13 protein-coding genes and 1 rRNA gene are annotated in these 17661 nt (G+C 43.9%); 6 read left to right on the forward strand and 8 right to left on the reverse strand.

The features are described from left to right. Window positions 1-43 precede the first annotated feature (43 nt). Window positions 44-1576 (reverse strand): 16S ribosomal RNA (locus C6Y39_RS05545). Window positions 1577-2067: 491 nt separating this feature from the next. Here C6Y39_RS05545 and C6Y39_RS05550 point away from each other — a divergent pair. Continuing rightward, window positions 2068-2532, forward strand: coding sequence for an RNA recognition motif domain-containing protein (locus C6Y39_RS05550; protein ID WP_105930314.1), 465 nt, complete (start codon window positions 2068-2070; stop codon window positions 2530-2532). Between the two features lie 65 nt (window positions 2533-2597). Here the strand turns inward: C6Y39_RS05550 and C6Y39_RS05555 are convergent, their stop codons facing one another. Next, entirely contained in the window at window positions 2598-3917 is a 1320-nt protein-coding gene (locus C6Y39_RS05555) for a DUF5610 domain-containing protein (RefSeq protein WP_105930438.1), read from the reverse strand. Between the two features lie 164 nt (window positions 3918-4081). Here C6Y39_RS05555 and trmA point away from each other — a divergent pair, with 164 nt between their 5' ends. Then, complete coding sequence (gene trmA / locus C6Y39_RS05560; RefSeq protein ID WP_105930439.1) at window positions 4082-5179, forward strand: tRNA (uridine(54)-C5)-methyltransferase TrmA; 1098 nt, start codon at window positions 4082-4084, stop codon at window positions 5177-5179. Between the two features lie 65 nt (window positions 5180-5244). Here trmA and fabR read toward each other — a convergent pair whose 3' ends face one another. Further along, window positions 5245-5838 carry an HTH-type transcriptional repressor FabR gene (gene fabR, locus C6Y39_RS05565; protein ID WP_105930315.1) on the reverse strand — a complete coding sequence of 198 codons (594 nt, stop codon included), beginning with the start codon at window positions 5836-5838 and terminating at the stop codon, window positions 5245-5247. 340 nt (window positions 5839-6178) lie between these two features. On the opposite strand from fabR, the gene C6Y39_RS05570 reads away from it, so the two are divergent. Then, window positions 6179-7306: an acyl-CoA desaturase gene (locus C6Y39_RS05570; RefSeq protein WP_105930316.1), complete on the forward strand. Its 1128-nt coding sequence runs from the start codon at window positions 6179-6181 to the stop codon at window positions 7304-7306. Between the two features lie 240 nt (window positions 7307-7546). Continuing rightward, entirely contained in the window at window positions 7547-8968 is a 1422-nt protein-coding gene (gene sthA, locus C6Y39_RS05580; RefSeq protein WP_105930318.1) for a Si-specific NAD(P)(+) transhydrogenase, read from the forward strand. 54 nt (window positions 8969-9022) lie between these two features. Here sthA and C6Y39_RS05585 read toward each other — a convergent pair whose 3' ends face one another. Beyond that, window positions 9023-9328, reverse strand: coding sequence for a pyridine nucleotide transhydrogenase (locus C6Y39_RS05585; protein ID WP_105930319.1), 306 nt, complete (start codon window positions 9326-9328; stop codon window positions 9023-9025). Between the two features lie 114 nt (window positions 9329-9442). On the opposite strand from C6Y39_RS05585, the gene C6Y39_RS05590 reads away from it, so the two are divergent. After that, window positions 9443-10030, forward strand: coding sequence for a uracil-DNA glycosylase family protein (locus tag C6Y39_RS05590; RefSeq protein WP_105930320.1), 588 nt, complete (start codon window positions 9443-9445; stop codon window positions 10028-10030). On the opposite strand, the gene C6Y39_RS05595 is transcribed toward C6Y39_RS05590, so the two are convergent. Continuing rightward, window positions 10027-12252, reverse strand: a complete 2226-nt coding sequence (locus tag C6Y39_RS05595) for a bifunctional diguanylate cyclase/phosphodiesterase (protein ID WP_105930321.1) — start codon at window positions 12250-12252, stop codon at window positions 10027-10029. The genes C6Y39_RS05590 and C6Y39_RS05595 overlap by 4 nt on opposite strands. A 141-nt stretch (window positions 12253-12393) precedes the next feature. Here C6Y39_RS05595 and C6Y39_RS05600 point away from each other — a divergent pair, with 141 nt between their 5' ends. Beyond that, entirely contained in the window at window positions 12394-13299 is a 906-nt protein-coding gene (locus C6Y39_RS05600; protein WP_105930322.1) for a TIGR03899 family protein, read from the forward strand. Here C6Y39_RS05600 and C6Y39_RS05605 read toward each other — a convergent pair. The 3 genes from C6Y39_RS05605 to C6Y39_RS05615 are packed head-to-tail and all read right to left on the reverse strand — an operon-like array spanning window position 13296 to window position 17576. Then, window positions 13296-14042, reverse strand: coding sequence for a phosphoadenylyl-sulfate reductase (locus C6Y39_RS05605; protein ID WP_105930323.1), 747 nt, complete (start codon window positions 14040-14042; stop codon window positions 13296-13298). The two genes, C6Y39_RS05600 and C6Y39_RS05605, sit on opposite strands and share 4 nt — an antisense overlap. Further along, entirely contained in the window at window positions 14032-15753 is a 1722-nt protein-coding gene (gene cysI, locus C6Y39_RS05610; protein ID WP_105930324.1) for an assimilatory sulfite reductase (NADPH) hemoprotein subunit, read from the reverse strand. Before cysI ends, C6Y39_RS05605 begins: the two co-directional genes overlap by 11 nt. Beyond that, complete coding sequence (locus C6Y39_RS05615) at window positions 15753-17576, reverse strand: assimilatory sulfite reductase (NADPH) flavoprotein subunit (protein ID WP_105930325.1); 1824 nt, start codon at window positions 17574-17576, stop codon at window positions 15753-15755. The genes cysI and C6Y39_RS05615 overlap by 1 nt, the downstream gene beginning before the upstream one ends. Window positions 17577-17661 lie beyond the last annotated feature (85 nt).

Here is a 17661-nt window from a genome sequence, read left to right on the forward strand (position 1 = left end):
ATCTGTGTAGGCACTGCATCAAGTGCGTCTATCGACGTAATGGTAAGGAGGTGATCCAACCCCAGGTTCCCCTAGGGTTACCTTGTTACGACTTCACCCCAGTCATGAAACACAAAGTGGTAATCGTCCTCCCGAAGGTTAGACTAACTACTTCTTTTGCATCCCACTCCCATGGTGTGACGGGCGGTGTGTACAAGGCCCGGGAACGTATTCACCGCAGTATTCTGACCTGCGATTACTAGCGATTCCGACTTCATGGAGTCGAGTTGCAGACTCCAATCCGGACTACGACATTCTTTAAGGGGTCCGCTCCACATCACTGTCTCGCTTCCCTCTGTAAATGCCATTGTAGCACGTGTGTAGCCCTACACGTAAGGGCCATGATGACTTGACGTCGTCCCCACCTTCCTCCGGTTTGTCACCGGCAGTCTCCTTAGAGTGCCCAACTGAATGCTGGCAACTAAGGACAAGGGTTGCGCTCGTTGCGGGACTTAACCCAACATCTCACGACACGAGCTGACGACAGCCATGCAGCACCTGTGTCTGAGTTCCCGAAGGCACCAATCTATCTCTAGAAAGTTCTCAGCATGTCAAGTGTAGGTAAGGTTCTTCGCGTTGCATCGAATTAAACCACATGCTCCACCGCTTGTGCGGGCCCCCGTCAATTCATTTGAGTTTTAACCTTGCGGCCGTACTCCCCAGGCGGTCTACTTATCGCGTTAGCTTCGCTACGCACGCCTTAAAGGCACACACAGCTAGTAGACAGCGTTTACGGTGTGGACTACCAGGGTATCTAATCCTGTTCGCTACCCACACTTTCGCACATGAGCGTCAGTCTTTGGCCAGGGAGTCGCCTTCGCCACTGATGTTCCTCCAGATATCTACGCATTTCACCGCTACACCTGGAATTCCACTCCCCTCTCCAAGACTCTAGTCTGCCAGTTCTAAATGACCATCCCAGGTTGAGCCCGGGGCTTTCACATCTAGCTTAACAAACCGCCTGCGTGCGCTTTACGCCCAGTAATTCCGATTAACGCTCGCACCCTCCGTATTACCGCGGCTGCTGGCACGGAGTTAGCCGGTGCTTCTTCTGTTGTTAACGTCACGGCTAGCAGGTATTAACTACTAACTTTTCCTCACAACTGAAAGTGCTTTACAACCCGAAGGCCTTCTTCACACACGCGGCATGGCTGCATCAGGGTTTCCCCCATTGTGCAATATTCCCCACTGCTGCCTCCCGTAGGAGTCTGGGCCGTGTCTCAGTCCCAGTGTGGCTGATCTTCCTCTCAGAACAGCTAGAGATCGTCGCCTTGGTAAGCCGTTACCTTACCAACTAGCTAATCTCACTTGGGCCTCTCTTTGCGCCGGAGCCGAAGCCCCGTTTGGTCCGAAGACATTATGCGGTATTAGCAGTCGTTTCCAACTGTTATCCCCCTCGCAAAGGCAAGTTCCCAAGCATTACTCACCCGTCCGCCACTCGTCATCTTCTAGCAAGCTAGAAATGTTACCGTTCGACTTGCATGTGTTAGGCCTGCCGCCAGCGTTCAATCTGAGCCATGATCAAACTCTTCAATTAAAATATATCGAAATATGAATCGTCGTTGTGACACTCTTAACGAGTGCCCACACAGATTGTCTTGTCTAAATTGTTAAAGAACGTAGCAGCGTTGCTGCTATCCACTAGAAGCCGTTGCTTCTTAGTGACCCACCCTGTTCGAGTGAGGTGCGCATTTTACATCGTTTGTTTTCGATGTCAACCATGTTTTTAAACTTTTTATTTGCTTGAAAACTTGGTTTCGCACTTGTTACCAAGTTGGCTTTCTTTTTCTCGAAGCCCCCTCAGAACGTGGAGCGCATTATAGATACCTGTTGAGAAAGATCAACACTTGAATTGGATTTTTTTGCTTTTTAAGCCATTTTTAGTGTTAAACGCTCATTTCTGCATCATTCCTATCAACTCAATGCATCTTTCGACTAGTTTTTTCACATTTTATTGTTCTAATTGTTACAAATGAGTAAACTGTATACAGCCTCCAACACCATAATAAACAATAGAAAGGTAGGTATATGAAAGTAGGCTTTATTCAATGCGCTGTTATTAGCGCTATTTTTGCAATTGCAGGTTACTTGTTATTTTCTTCTGCTAGTTTGAACGTTCATGTTCCACTAACCGTTTCAGCAGCTCTGTTGATTAGCGGTATCGTTACTCCATGGCTAGCGTCTCTTATTCAAAGTCCATCTTCCTCAGATGCCAGAGCACATTCTAATGAAGGATCGATAGAAACCTTATATGTAGGCAATTTGCCTTATCGTGCAAATGAAAACGCCGTGAAGGAGTACTTCAGTAGTTTTATTGAAGTACAGTCAGTTCGACTCATGAAGGATCGTAAAACCGGAAAACGAAAAGGCTACGGCTTTATCGAGGTGGTGACTGACGATCTTAACAGTGTTATCGATAAGACAAACGATTCGATCTTTCAAGAACGCACTTTAAAAGTGCGCCCAGCGAAAGACAAAGTCGATCACGAATAATCTACATCACCATATAAAAAAGCCCGGTAAGCATCAGCACCGGGCTTTTTCATTTCAGGGGGGATCTAAGACTCGTTAGTTTCAGCAGATTGAGGCAGCCCATCTAATAAGGTCTGATTAAAAGATCGAAATCTATTAATAGCAGAAATTAAGTCTGGTACCTGCACATCTTTCATTTCGTTTATCAGTCCAGCAATTAACGCATTGTAGTCTTCGCTACTTGCTAGCTTGTTCTCTGCATTGGCAAACGTATCCATCATCTTTTCTAAATACTGAGCTACTGGACTTACTACGTTCCCGTATTTAGCGTTATCGTTACTATCTTCGTTATAATGCTGGATGTTCTCGTATGTTTTCAATACTTCAGTTTGTGTTGTTCTGTTTAGTTGCAGTGCGTAACCCACTAATTCCTTATCGTCAAAGCCTAAACTTAACGCTTCTTCAAATGCCTTATCGATATCGCCACTGTAGAAGGTGTCAGCTAAGTCCTGAACTTGCCCAACCAAATCAGCTATCGAGTCCAATTCATCTTCATCAAGCTCTCCTTTCAATGAGAAGCTAATACCGCTTCGTTCATAGTATTGATAAGAAGTTTGCTGAGTATAAGACGCCGAGAAGTTAGTTCCACTTTGCTCACCATTTTCTGCGCTTGACTGCCCTTCAGACGTCTGAGCCTCAAAGTTTAGCTGCTGAGATGCCTGAAACGACCGCAAACTCTCGAAGCTAAAGCTTACTTCATCGCCATCTTTCGTTCTGATCGTCAAACTACCACTTTTTTCATCAGATGCAGCAACGGCATTTAACGACGAAAGTGTGACAGCATTTGCTTGTTCGCGACCAAAAATATCGGTCTCTAGATCATCTATACCCGTGTCGATGAGATCGCGACTTTTTGTCATTCCTTGCTCGATCTCTTCATTCATAAAACCGGCTAAATCTTTTTCAGCCATAGCAAAGCCTCGGCTTACGCCTTCTCTTGCCTGGCTAAATAAACCATTTAACTTCTCGTCACTTGCACCACCATCGGCAGCTCCACGAATAACACCGCCCACAAACTTAAGTACATTTCTTGCAACTTTTTCAAAGTCGAACAAACTATTCGACTTCTCATCTAAATTCTTTTCTTTGACGTCCTGTGGCTTCTGCCCGTCGATTTCCAAAGATTGGCTTAAACTCGTACTGACGATTCTCATGCCAATGCTAGTTTGACTACTAGACATGGATACCGACGCCGCTTGCTGTTTAGAAAATTCGGCCGCCTGTTGCAAACCATCTTGTTGCAATTGCTTTTTTAAAGCTTCATTTGGGTTTACAGAAGCCTTCTGATCAGCTTTCTGATCGACCTTTTGCTCGTTCATGAAAGCCTTGATTTGACCCACGTTCATAATTTGATCCTCACTATCCTCTTTCATATTATCGGCAAAGAATCGATATTGTTTAATTTTAATACAGATTTTTTTCAGCTAAGGGCTCAGATTCATGCTGGGTGTATTGCAGTTATTTTATAAGGGTCTACAATTCGCGCCCTTAACAGTGAATGGAGAATTTTATGACCGCGACCGAACAACAACGCTATGAAGCTCAATTAGACGAAAAAGTAGATCGTCTCAGCGCGTTGCTTTCTCCATTTAATGCGCCTGAACTTTCTGTGTTTCCGTCACAACCAACGCACTACCGTATGCGCGCCGAGTTTAGAGTATGGCATGAAGGAAATGATTTATTTCACATCATGTTCAATCAAGAAACGAAAGAAAAGTACCGCGTAGATAGCTTCCCTCCTGCGTGTAAAGCAATTAACGATGCCATGGCACTGTTGCTTGAGGAAGTTAGACCAAACGAATCACTAAGAAAGAAGCTTTTTCAAATAGATTATCTTTCTGCGCTATCTGGTGAGCTTGTTATCAGCCTTCTATATCATCGTCAGTTAGATGAAAAGTGGGAAGAGGCAGCAAGAAAGCTAAAAGCGACGCTCGAAGCTCATTTTCCGAAAGTAAACATCATTGGTCGAGCTAGAAAGCAAAAGCTTATTATCGACAACGATTTTGTAATTGAGCGTTTACCCGTAAACGGTAAAGAGTTTATTTTCAAGCACATCGAAAATAGCTTCACTCAGCCCAATGCCGAAGTAAACTGCAAAATGATTGAATGGGCATTGGATTGTGTAAAGCCGCTTTCTGGAGACCTGCTTGAAATGTATTGTGGTGCGGGTAACTTCTCACTGCCGCTTGCGCTTCATTTCGATAATGTGGTGGGAACCGAAATTGCCAAACCTTCTGTACAAGCTGCTCAGTTTAATATTGAACAAAATCAGCTTAACAACGTGAAGATAGTGAGATTAGCCGCCGAAGAATTTACTCAGGCTATGAAGGGCGAGCGCTCGTTTAGTCGTTTAGAAGGTATAGACTTAAGCACATATAACTTCACTACGGTTTTAGTGGATCCGCCTAGGGCTGGCTTAGATAAAGATTCATTGAGAATGATACAGGACTACGACAATATTATTTATATTTCGTGTAATCCTGAAACCTTGGCGCAAAACCTTGAATTGCTGAGCGAAACACATGAAATTGCAGAATCAGCGCTTTTTGATCAGTTCCCGTTCACTCATCACATAGAGGCAGGGGTTTTACTTACACGCAAAAGCTGACTTGAGTGAGATACAAAGGCTGGCGCTGGGGCCAACTTCATACAAATTTTAATAATATTCCTAGGCTAGCCTTTCTGCGTAGCGCCTAATTGAACAAAACGAAGCTGCGCTTTCACTCTTTCACCGATTTCTCGGCGAAGTTTATCGTCAGCTTCTAATGCCTCTGCTCCAGCACTAAATACCAGTCTTACCATAGCGTCAGCTTGAAGCTGCGCGCATGCGTACTCCACGCCCTGCTGTTCAATGATATAGTCGGTTAGTTCATCAATGAAATGCTGTATTTCTCTGAATACCGCTAATCGGTAAGCAGATGATGTCCCCGTGTGTTCCCTAAGAAGAAGTCGAAACACGTTAGTATTAGCAGCGATAAACTCCATGAAGGTTTCAACAGAGGTGTGAATAACGCCGCCCCCTGAAGCAATACGGCGTCTTGCCTGACGCATAAGCTGACGCAACGCTAAACCCGCTTCATCCACCAGCGTCAACCCTAGTTCGTCCATATCTTTAAAGTGTCGGTAAAATGAAGTTGGTGCGATACCCGCTTCCCTGGCAACTTCACGTAAGCTGATTGCCGATAAACTGCGGTTTTCGTCTAGCAGTGAAAACGCAGCATGGATAATGTTTTGGCGGGTTTTTAATTTCTGTTCTTGTCGACTCACATTCGCACCACTTGTTGATTAGGTTGTAACGGCATAATGATTTTCAGCGACTTGGAATTAGCGCTCTTGTCATCTCAATAGCCATCAACGCAACCAAATTTCAAACATTAAAGACTAGCTCATCTAGTTTATCGCAACACAGGCTTGTGGGGGAAGAGAAACAAAATCATCTCTTTTATAAACAAGTATTAAGCAAAAAAACTCAATAAATACGCACGTTCTACGTTAGCTTTACTATAATTAAACTTTACACATGTAAGCAGAACTTATCTGGGTTTTGCTTGCCTGAAGCTCCGTAAAACGATAAATTAGCGAACAGTTGTAAGCCAAGTAGTATAAAATGAAAAAACCTCCTCTTATCCTAACTAATGTGCTGGTATTTATTATATCAGGCGCTATTGCATTTATTGGTGTGCCGCTATGGGTGGCTTACCAGGGTATCGATTGGGCAGAAATCGGTACTGCTATCTTCTTATTTTACTTCACGGGTATGTCTATCACTGCTGGTTATCACCGCTTGTGGTCGCACAAAACCTATGATGCCAATATTGTTGTGCGAGTCATTCTAGCAATAGGTGGTGCTATGGCGTTGCAAAATAGTATTTTGCATTGGTCATCAGATCACCGTGTGCACCATCGCCATGTTGATGATAATGATAAAGATCCTTATTCAGCGAAAAAAGGGCTCTGGTTCGCCCATATCGGCTGGATGTTACGTGAGTATCAAGCTAAGCGTTACGATGATTACAGCAACTGTAAAGACCTACAGAAAGACAAGGTGGTTATGTGGCAACACAAGTACTACTTGCCTATTGTGCTAGCGGCCAACTTTGGTGTTACGGGGTTGTTAGGTTATCTAAATGGTGATGTTCTTGGCATGATTTTAGTGGCAGGGGTACTTCGTCTCGTGCTTGTGCATCATGTAACGTTTTTCATCAATTCTCTTGCGCATTTTTGGGGTAGTCAGCCTTACACCGATAAAAATACGGCACGTGATAATGGCGTTCTAGCATTCTTTACTTTCGGCGAGGGCTATCACAACTATCACCATATATTTGAGTACGATTACCGTAACGGCATTCGTTGGTATCAGTTTGACCCGACTAAATGGCTGATAAGAGGCCTGTCTTTTGTAGGTCTAACGTCAAACCTTCGCAAGGTGCCAGAAGAGCGCATTGAAAAAGCACTTGCCGCTATGCAGTTGCAAAGAGCGAGTGAAAAAGTATCGCTACTGCCCAACGCTGAAGAGATGATGAATACTATTCAAGAAGAATACGACTTATTGATGCAGCGAATGAGTGATTACTACGCCACTAAAAAACGCGTGATGCGTGTTAAACAGCGCACCTTAAAACGCAGTATAGAAGGGCTAGAACTTGCGTATAAATACAAAGAGTTAAAGCATGCGTTTGCGGTTCAAAAAGAAAAATGGACGCAATTGCAGAGCTTGTCGCTTCAAATGGCGTAAACACCTTCTTTATTTTTAATATTTGTAAAAAACCACATAAGTCTATGCTTATGTGGTTTTTTTTGATCTATAGTTGGAATGACACATCAAGTAAGGTCGCTATACTAGAGTTTGTTGAGCTGAAATATAAGACTTGGCTTCATTCTAAGCTTAACTATTTAAGCTACATCATTGAATTATCATGGCGGTGATTGCGATTTCAAACGCCACATCATAGAAGTAACAATACGGGAAAGTAACATGGCAACGAAGCAAAAAACAAAAGCTCCATCGTATCACTATGACGCAATAGTTATTGGCACAGGTCCTGGTGGAGAAGGTGTTGCAATGCAGCTTGCTAAAGCCGGAAAGAAAGTTGCTGTGGTAGAACGCTACGAAGCAGTAGGGGGTGGTTGTACCCATTGGGGCACTATTCCATCAAAAGCCCTTCGTCACTCCGTCAGTCGTCTTATTGAATACAATTCATCGCCCCTATTTGCCGACAACCACTTGAGTAAAAGCCTTACTTTTTCAGACATTATGCGTCACGCTAGCGGTGTTGTTAAAAGCCAAACGCGACTTCGTTCTTCTTTTTATGATAGAAACCGCGTTACCCTTTTTCACGGTGAAGCCAGTTTCGTGGATGCTCACACGTTAGAGGTCACCCGTAAAGATGGCTCAAAAGATACCGTCACTGCCGGTCAAATTGCTATAGCAACCGGTTCACGCCCTTACTGCCCGAAAGATATCGACTTCAACCATCCACGAATTTATAACTCAGACACTATCTTATCTTTAGATCACGATCCCAAGTCCATCATCATCTATGGTGCTGGGGTAATTGGGTCAGAATATGCCAGTATATTTAGAGGTTTAGGGGTAAAAGTTGATCTCGTTAACATGCGCGATCGATTGCTTTCATTTCTCGACGACGAAATATCTGACGCGCTGAGCTATCATTTATGGAACAACGGCGTGCTTATTCGTCATAATGAAACCTATTCATCAGTTGAAGCCACCGATGACTCGGTGATTTTAAACCTAGAGTCAGGCAAGCGTATGCGGGCAGATTGCTTATTATTTGCTAATGGTCGCACAGGTAATACTGATACGCTTAAACTCGAAAATATTGGCCTAAAAGCCGATGGCAGAGGCCAGCTTCGAGTAAATGAGAATTATCAAACTGACGTAGAAAATATCTTTGCCGTAGGTGATGTGATTGGTTATCCCAGCTTAGCATCCGCAGCATATAATCAAGGGCGCTTTGCAGCCGAGGCGATGCTAGGTATAAAAACTCACTCTGCGCTGGTAGAAGATATACCGTCTGGTATTTACACCATTCCAGAAATTAGCTCGGTAGGTAAAACAGAGCAAGAGCTTACTGCGGCTAAAGTCCCTTATGAGGTAGGTAGGGCCCAATTTAAACATTTGGCCAGAGCCCAAATTGCGTCCACCCAAACAGGTAGCCTGAAGATATTATTTCATCGTGAGACGAAAGAGATTTTAGGAATTCACTGTTTTGGCGAACGTGCGTCTGAAATTGTTCACATCGGGCAAGCTATTATGCAGCAAAAAGGCGAAGGCAATACAATTGATTACTTCGTTAATACCACCTTTAACTACCCAACAATGGCTGAGGCTTATCGTGTTGCCGCCATAAACGGATTAAATAGGATTTTCTAACGGGCACAAAAAAGCCGGCGAAATTGTCGCCGGCTTATATGCGTTAACTAAAAATTAGTTACGGTTCGCAGCAAGCGCATTAAGCGAGTCTTTATGAGCTACGATATCGATGTGCATATTTTCTTGATCGAACGTCATTGTTGCAATGGCGTAGTCACCCTGACTCTCGCTTGCAATGTCGATCAGCTTTGCTTGTGCATCACGGAAACGAATGTTATTGCCAATTTGATCTGACATACATTGGTTATTCATTTCGAATGTTTTTGCATCCATGCAATCGAAAAGCTGGTTATCACCAGATTCCGCATGCGCAATACCAAAGGCTGCAGATAGAGCTAATGTTAGTACTACTTTACGCATGTTTCTTTTCCTGTGTTACAGTCTAATACTGTTATCAATAAAGATACTGTATATACATTCGATAGTCAAATTTAGATCACACTAATATTACAGAAGTATGACAGTGATAAATATTTGGAGAAAATTTTGAAAGGGCATGATGAGTTGGTAACAGAGGCACTAAAATGCTCACTTTGTGCTCACGCGCTGCCTCATGAACCCAATCCCATTTTTAGTACCGCTCCTCTAACGAAAATTCTCATCATAGGGCAGGCGCCTGGTTTAAAAGCACACGAAAGCGGAATCGCTTTTGATGATGCTAGCGGTGACAGATTACGTAGCTGGCTATCAGTAAGTAAGGCGGTTTTTTATAATCCAAAATGTATTTCAATTTTGCCTATGGGTTTCTGCTTTCCAGGCTATAAGCATGGCGCTGATGCGCCTCCAAGAAAAGAATGCGCCCCTGCGTGGCATCATAGGTTTATCACCTACTTGAAACCTTCTATTACGATTTATGTGGGCCGTTACGCGCAACAGTTTTATTTACCAAACCATAAAACCCTCACAGACGCAGTGAAAACTACTTTTACTTCGCCCGAGCATTACTTCGTTCTACCTCACCCGTCAGGCAGAAATAATCGATGGTTAGCCAAGAACACGTGGTTTGAAACTGAGGGTCTACCTATTCTGCAAAATGAAGTTTTTACAGCATTGCATAACTAATCGTGCGATGCTAAAAACGCCAATAGCGCATCAAACGGCATCGGCTTAGCGTATAAATAACCTTGAGCCTCGTCACACCCAAGCTTGATCATATAGCTAGCCTGCTCTCTTTTTTCCACACCTTCTGCTATCGTTAATAAACCCAATTTATTACCTAACGTAACAATTGTTTCTGCAAGTACCGCACTGGCACCAGGCTCAATATCCTTAACAAATGAACGGTCTACTTTCAGCCTATCGAGAGGAAGCTGCTGAAGATAACTCATGGAAGAAAAACCTGTTCCAAAATCGTCGATAGCAATTTTAACACCGAACTCCTTAAGGGAGCGTAGCGCATCAATCACTATTTGAGGCTCATCCATTACAACGCTTTCGGTGATCTCTAGTTCTAAAAGTCTTGGATCAATGTTGGGCTTAGATAGCGCTTGTTTAACTTTTTCTACGAAAAACCTATCGCGAAATTGCGGTATTGAAATGTTAACTGCAACACGAAGGTGTCCATAACCTTTTTCTCTTAGTTCTAACAGACGATTACACGACTCTTCTAATACCCATTCGCCAATATCAACAATAAGCCCAGAATATTCAGCAAGAGGGACAAAAACTGCGGGTGAGATATATCCCCCCTCACCGTCTGGCCATCGAAGCAGACCTTCCATGCCCACTACTTTTTCATTAAGTAAATCAACCTGAGGCTGGAACCATAACTCCAGTTTTTTCGCCGCGAAGTCACTACGCAATCTTCGTATCATATCAAGGCGCCAGGTTGTTTGGTCTTCAATATCTTTGGCGTAGTATTCAAAGTTGTCAGTCAGATTCTTTTTCGCACGATTAAGCGCAATATTTGTGCGCTTTAAAATTTCAAGACCAATGTTTCGCTTATTATCCAACTTGCAAAAGCCAACCGTCACGTTAACAGGCAAAGTGTGATCACCAACTTTAAACGAAGATTGGAAAATTGCGTTAATAGCGTCAGGGCACACATATTCGTTAGGCCCAATAAGGCCAAAAACGTCGGCGCCTATTCGGCCTTTCTTGACGATTCCGTCAAATGCTGTTTGGAAGCGATCGCTTATTGCACGAAGTAACTCGTTACCTACTTCTTGTCCCAATCCATCATTAATATCGGAGAAGTGATTCACGTCAACAAGTGCAACACTGCAGTTTTCGCCGGCAAATAAATGCGGCTTATCCAGCATATTGATAAATTCGTTGCGGTTAGGAAGACGGGTCAACCAGTCTCGGAATGCCGCATTTCTTAATTCGTGGAAAAGATTTACGTTTTCGTATCCAACAGAAATACTGGATAAAAACACCTCCAGCAGGTTTTTATCCAACTCGCTAATTTCTTTGGTTTGCCTAATATAAACAGCGGCTTCAAAGCCCGCGCGACTAATATAAAGCACGGTGCAAGTTCGTTCGAATATGTGGGTTTTAATGCGTAAACAGCGGCCTATATTTTCCTCTATCTCGATATTTTTAACATCGGAAACGGGATGATTGATAAATCTCGCGTATTCACCTGCTGCACCGAGCACATACACGCCCTCATCGTCTCTATCTAACAATGCACCGGCTCTAGCACACAGTAAGCCTTCGGTATCTAGCCCGATAAGTGAGCTTATCTGAGTAACAACACCCTCACAAAACTCTTTAACTGAGTGCTCTTCAAACAAATTTGCTGAAGAAGTGATTATCTTCTCCAACCCTGCCCTACTTTGACTGATCGTTATAATTTGCTGATAAGAGCGAAGGGAAGAAATGATAGTGGTGAGTAATTTTGCGCGCGTCAGCTCTGTTTTCGTTTTGTAATCATTTATATCGTAGAGTTTGATGACCTGCTCTTCGGGGGCGTAGCCTGGCTGGCCTGTACGCAGAATAATTCGCGGTTCGACTAATTTCATGTCCTCGCGAATATATTTAACTACGTCGAACCCCGCGTCATCTGTTTCCATAACGACATCGAGCAAGATAATGGCGATGGTGTTGCCGTATTCGTGAAGCAGTTCTTTTGCTTGCTTAGCCGAGTATGCATTAATGAAGTTTAGTTTACGTTCGTTGACTATAAGGTCAGATAACGCAAGACGCGTGACAGTATGGATTTCTTCATCATCGTCTACGATGAGAATATTCCAGTCTTTTCCTAGTAAAGGCTGCTCTTCCGCTGCACTATCATCATCTAAAAAAATCAACTCGTCGTTTTCGTAATCCATTTCCGACATTACTGCTCGTTTCCCCGATACATACAAAACAAGAATGTGCTGAGCACCGCTTTTAGAGGACGTTCACATTGATAAAAAATCTATGCAGTGCAATAGTGCTCTTATGGTACACGCAATGTTACATTCAATCATACACGCATTATGAAGATTAGCCCCCAACACTTTCCACCTGAGGTGAAGAAACCACAGGCCGCAGATAGCCCCAAGGTAAAAAACCAGAGTGCTCAAGCCCCCACGGAAAATGTATCCGGAGCGATGAAAGCAGAGGCTGGTCGCCAACGTATGCTTTCATGGTTTGCTAGAGTGGGTATCAGCCCTGCAATGCAGTCTTCCGATCCTAAAAAGCAAAAACATGCACTGGAACGAAGAAAACATATTTTAGAAACCCAAAAAGCGAGCAATCTTCAAGCTGTTTTAAATATAGCACTAAATGTTACGATAAACGAACAAACTAGCGATAATCTTGACCCGGACTGGTTTTTCGCATTTAGCTCGATGGCAGAGGAAATTTATAGCCCACCGATGCAAGAATTGTGGGGAAAAATCTTTGCTGTTGAGGTAGCACGACCTGGCAGTTTTTCTCTAAGAACCCTTCAGCTTTTAAAAACACTTACACATCGCGATGCGAAAGTGTTCAATAAAGCGGTAAATATTGCGAGTCGCAGGAATAACGACGCAGTTCCACGCATTTTAGTCGGATATCACAGACGTAAGGGCCTGTTTTCTTTATTTCGAAAACCCGTTCCTGAGCAGATAAATTTATCTACAGTTGGATTGAGCTACCCTGATTTATTATCTTTACAAGAAATGAAACTGATTTACGCCAGTGAAATAGAAAGCGGTGAATATGCTGAAGGTCAGGAAGTATCATGGCGATGCAACAATGACTTGATGACGTTAACGTGCAAATCTTCGGGCGTCGCGCTGGTTTATTATAAGTTCACCTCGGTGGGCAGCGAACTTTATAAACTTGTGCCCAAATCGCAAAATGAAGCGTATCTCAATCAACTCAAACTAGTATTAAATGAGGTATTTAACATTCGTTAAATACCATCACCAAATTCGTGAAGACCGCACTCTCTTTTAAGCCCAAAGAAACGAGTATCTTGCTCACTCATTCCCTCTTGCAAAGACTGCGTAGTATGCCAATCGCCGATTGATACGTAACCTTGTTCCCACAGCGGGTGATAAGACAGTTCATTGTCTTTAAGGTAGTAATGCAGGTCTTTATTGCTCCAGTCGATAATAGGGTACATTTTAAACTGTTGCCCTGCCTTTTGGAGTACAGGAAGTTTACCCCGAGTGTCTGATTGACTTCTGCGTAAGCCAGCAAACCACGTGCCCGCGTCAAGATCGTTCAAAGCGCGTTGCATAGGCTCAACTTTGTTCATCTTGTTGTATTTCTCAATACCTTCGATGCCTTGTTCCCAAAGTCTGCCAAAACGCGCCTCCTGCCAAGCGGAAGACATATTAGCACTGTAGACGTGCAAGTTTAAGTTGAGCTTTTCAACAAGTTCATCAATAAACTTGTACGTTTCAGGGAAAAGATAGCCAGTATCGGTAAGTACAACCGGAATATCCGGTTGCACCTTAGTAAGCATATGCAACATAACCGCCGATTGTGCTCCGAAACTCGAAGAAACAATATGGGTGTCTGGCAAATTATCCAGCGCCCAAGCAACCCGCTCTTGCGCTGTCATCTGCTCTAACATTTCATTGATCTCAGCCAAATCTTCTTTGCTGATATCAAGCGTAAGTGGCTGCTGCGTTTCTGCTGTATTATTCGTCATAGAAATCCCGTGCGGAGTCTACTACTGGTTTTACAACACCAGCGCGAACGACATAATCGCCAAAGGCTTCACCTGCGTTACGCTCTTTAGCCCATTGACCAAACAGCGAATCAAGCTCAGCCATAATTTCTTGTTCGCTGATGTTTTCACGATACATACGCGGAATACGCGTACCTTCTCGGTTACCACCTAAGTGAAGGTTATACTTGCCTGGGCCCTTACCAACCAAACCCACTTCAGACAACATAGCGCGCCCACAACCATTTGGGCAGCCAGTAACGCGGAAGATAACGCTGTCTTCTTCCAATCCGTGTTTAGCTAACAAACCTTCTAACTCAGTAACAGCATCTGGCAAATAGCGCTCAGCCTCTGCCATCGCTAACGGGCAAGTTGGCAATGCCACACAAGCCATTGAATCTAGACGCTGATTAGAAATAGACGGGGCGATTAACCCATGTTCGCGAGCTAGCGCTTCAATCCTGTCTTTATCTTGCGGAGCTACACCAGCAATGATTAGGTTCTGGTTTGCCGTTAAGCGGAAGTCACCTTTGTGTATTTTTGCGATTTCCGCGCAACCGGTTTTAAGGGTTTTTCCCGGATAATCCAAGATACGACCGTTTTCGATAAACACGGTAAGATGGTACTTTCCATCAATACCTTCAACCCATCCAAAACGATCTCCGCGGCCGGTAAATTCGTAAGGACGACTCTCCTGGAACGTAACACCTGCACGCTTTTCAACTTCTGCTTTGAAGTTTTCTACGCCTACGCGCTCAAGCGTGTACTTTGTTTTCGCATTTTTACGGTTAACCCGATTACCCCAATCGCGCTGTGTTGTGACTACTGCAGCGGCAACGTCAAGCGTATGCTCAAGAGGAATGAAGCCAAAATCAGACGCCTTGCGGGGATATGTGCTCTTATCACCGTGAGTCATGGCAAGACCGCCACCAACAAGCACGTTAAAACCAACTAGCTGACCATTCTCCGCAATTGCAACGAAGTTAAGATCATTCGCGTGAACGTCAACGTCGTTTTGCGGAGGAATAACCACCGTTGTTTTAAACTTACGGGGTAAGTAGTTATCACCTAAAATAGGCTCAACTGGCTTTTCAGTTGTTTCAACTTTTTCACCATCCAACCAAATTTCGGCATAAGCTCGCGTTTTTGGTAGTAAGTGTTCACTTATCTTTTTAGCCCATTCAAAAGCGTGTAGATGTAGCTCTGATTCAACTGGGTTAGAGGTGCACAGCACGTTACGGTTTACATCACCTGCCGTAGCTATAGAGTCAATGCCCGCTTTGTTCAGCATTTGGTGCATAGACTTTATTTTAGGCTTCAACACACCGTGGAACTGAAAGGTTTGGCGAGTAGTCAGGCGAATGCTGCCGTACATTGTGTGGTCGGCTGCAAACTTATCAATCGCTAACCATTGGTCTGGCGTGATAACACCACCAGGCAAACGCGCGCGCAACATTACATTATGCAACGGCTCCAGTTTTTGTTTAGCACGTTCAGCACGAATATCACGGTCGTCTTGCTGATACATACCGTGGAAACGGATCAGCTGAAAATTATCAGCAGTAAAACCGCCCGTCAGATCATCTTTTAAATCTGTGGTGATAGTTCCACGTAAATTATTACTTTCGCGTTTTAAGCGCTCGTTGTCAGCCAGTTTGCCCTCAACGATAAATGGTGATTTTTCGTTACTCATTAATAGACATCCTTCTGATAACGTTTCGCTTTTCTCAACTCTACAACATACGCTTTGGCATCGGCTTCAGATTTACCGCCGTGCTCCTGCACAATACTTATTAAGGCGTTTTCTACATCTTTCGCCATGTGCATTGCATCACCACACACATAAAAATGTGCGCCCTGCTCTAGCCACTCAAAAACTTCTTTACCGTTTTCTAATAAGCGGTGCTGAACATATACTTTTTCTTCTTGGTCGCGAGAGAATGCCAGCGTAATTTTATCTAGCAGACCTTCCTTAACGTAGCCTTGCCACTCTACTTGATAAAGAAAATCTTGGGTGAAGTGTGGATTCCCGAAGAACAACCAATTTTTGCCTTCAGCACCTTGCACGTCACGCTCTTGCATGAAAGCCCTAAATGGCGCAATGCCGGTACCCGGACCAACCATAATGACTGGAGTATTAGGGTCGGCCGGCAAACGGAAGTTGTCGTTGCTCTCAACGAAGACTTCTACATCACCATTCTCTTCTAGATATTCACATAGGAAGCCTGATGCGCCTCCTTGATGACGGTGCCCAAACGCTTCATAATCAACGTGAGCTACCGTTAAATGCACTTCTTCTTCCACCTCTGCTTGGCTTGACGCTATAGAGTACAAACGTGGTGTTAGTGGACGTAGCGCATCTACAAGCTGCTGTTCAGATAATTTGCCTGGATGATCGCGCACAATATCAATGATTTGACGTTCAGCCATGTAAGTACGTAGCTGAGCTTTATCTTCCATTAACGTAGCTAAGGTCTCAGAGCCTGTAGCAGCCTGATAAGACTTGATGAAATTTGGATAACTTAATGTTAATTCAAGCTTAGACGTTAACGCCTCAGTAAGCGACATTTTCGCATCACCCACAGAAACTTCTGCGTTGCCATCTAGTGACAAAATACCAATAATTTCAGATACCAACGAAGCTGAATTCTTAAACCATACGCCTAGCGCATCTCCAGGCTGATAAGTAATTCCGCTGTCTTCTAAACTTATTTCAATATGTCGAATATCTTTAACGGAGTCACGACCGGTAATTTTCTGTGCGTCGATAAGCGTTGCTTTAAACGGTGCTTTTTTGGTGTAGGTTTGTGCAGCTACACCTTGCACCGCTGCGCCAGTTTGTGCCGCCACCGCTGTTTGCGGTGCTGCACTAAAATCCCCTTTTAGCGACTCAATAAGTTTATTTAGCCACGCTTCTGCTTCAGCCTCATAATCAACGTCGCAATCAAGACGGTCTACAATAGGTTTACCGCCTAGTTTAGCTAAACGCTCATCAAAGTCTTTTCCAGTCTGGCAGAAAAACTCATAACTACTGTCTCCTAGACCCACAACAGCATACTTTGTGTTTGCTAACTTAGGCGCTTTTTTGCCTGCTAAAAACTCGTGAAGCTCAATAGCATCATCTGGAGCATCGCCTTCACCATGCGTGCTTACAAATACCGCAACGTGAGTTTCAGCCTTTAAATTGCGTGGCTTGTAATCTGCCATACTCACGAGTTTGCTATTAAAACCCGCTTCTTCTGCTTTTGCCTGACATTGCGCCGCCAGACCTTTAGCGTTGCCGGTTTGAGAACCGTATAGAATGGTTAGCGTCGGAGCGTCACCTGCAGCTGCCGGTGCGCTTTGTAACGCTGGAGCAATCGAACTGCCTTGTGCAGCCGCCATACCAGCAGCATAGCCACTTACCCAAGTTAGTTGATCACGATTTAAGCCCGCAATGGCTTGCGTAATTGCATTCCACTGCTGTTCGTTTAATACCGCGCCTGGCGCTGAGTTCGAATTAGAATCTTGTGACATAGTCTTTTAGCCTTTTTTCAATGCTGCTAAGGCTAACGGCTTTCAACAAGAAGAGAAAAGAATAAAAGAGACTTTTTTATTACTG

Origin of the sequence: Alteromonas gracilis (assembly GCF_002993325.1) — a bacterium.
Classification (GTDB): domain Bacteria; phylum Pseudomonadota; class Gammaproteobacteria; order Enterobacterales; family Alteromonadaceae; genus Alteromonas; species Alteromonas gracilis.